Annotated in this window: 2 protein-coding genes; both read right to left on the bottom strand. The window is 75.1% G+C overall.

All coding sequences use genetic code 11. From position 1 onward, the window contains the following. Window positions 1-203, bottom strand: a 203-nt coding sequence (locus UXQ13_RS23560) for a hypothetical protein (RefSeq protein ID WP_336393099.1), incomplete at its 3' end; no start/stop codon positions are given. A gap of 118 nt (window positions 204-321) precedes the next feature. Further along, a partial coding sequence (locus UXQ13_RS23555) for an LGFP repeat-containing protein (protein WP_419146494.1) occupies window positions 322-1,085 on the bottom strand: 764 nt, incomplete at its 5' end.

The raw sequence follows: 1,085 nt of genomic DNA, 5'->3' as shown, positions 1-1,085 counted from the left end.
GCGATGAAGTCCTGGACCTGCTGGGCGGTGAGGGCGTTGGCGTCGAAGAACATGCCGTCGCTGATGATGTTGCCCGGGTCGAAGGTGCTGGTGTCGGCGGCGAGCGCCAGGTCGGGCGTGCCGGCCGGCGCGCGGTCCGGGATCCCGAGGACACCGACCAGCGAGCACACGGCCAGCACGACGACGAGCACCGCGCGGAGCACGCCGGAGGGCAGCTCCGGGGGGCGGGACGACGAGGACTGGGATGCAGAGGCCGGGTGGGAACGCACACAGTGCCATCGGCCGGCCGGCGGTCTCCCTTGAGCGCCGGCCGGCCCGCGGTCAACCGCGGGTGACCGCGCCGGTGGTGGTGTCCAACGTGAGCCGGCCGCCCTGGAAGTCCTGCGCCGTGCCGCCCGGGACGGCCACGGGCTCGGACACCGGGTAACCGAGCGTCCCGGTCTCCCAGCCCTGGGCGATCCAGGCGTCCTGGATCGGCCCGCTGACCGAGTGCACCCCGGAGGCCGCGGTGCTGTAGACCCGGCCGCCCTGGAACACCTGACCGCAGCCACCGTCCCGCAGTCCGCAGATCAGCCCGGACACGGGGTAGCCGAGGGTGCCGTCCTGCGCGCCGGCCGTCGACCACGCCGCGCCGATGCGCCCGGTGACCGGGAAGGTCCCGGTGGCCGGGCTCGTGTAGAGGGACCCGCCCTCGAACGTCTGCCGGCAGCCGCCACCGGCCAGCCCGCACACCTGGTCGCCGGTCGGGTAGCCGAGGGCGGCGGTCTCCCAGCCCTGGGCGATCCAGGCGTCCTGGATCGGACCGGACACCGCGTGGGTGCCGGTCGCGGCGGTGGTGTAGATGCGTCCGGCCTGGAAGACCTGGCCGCACCCGGAGCTGCGGAGCCCGCAGACCAGACCCGAGGTCGGGTAGCCCAACGGTCCGGCCTGGGCCCCGGCTGCGGTGTACGCGGTGAGGATGGACCCCGCGACCGCGCGGGTCCCGGCGGCCGAGGAGTACACCGTCCCGCCCTGGAAGTCCTGGACCGCGCCGCCGGTGACCGGTCGGGCGTCGCCGGTGGGGTAGCCCAGGGGGCCGACCTCGT

It is taken from the genome of Klenkia terrae (assembly GCF_037083865.1).
GTDB lineage: Bacteria > Actinomycetota > Actinomycetes > Mycobacteriales > Geodermatophilaceae > Klenkia > Klenkia terrae.
This window is presented reverse-complemented; position numbering and strand designations above follow the sequence as displayed.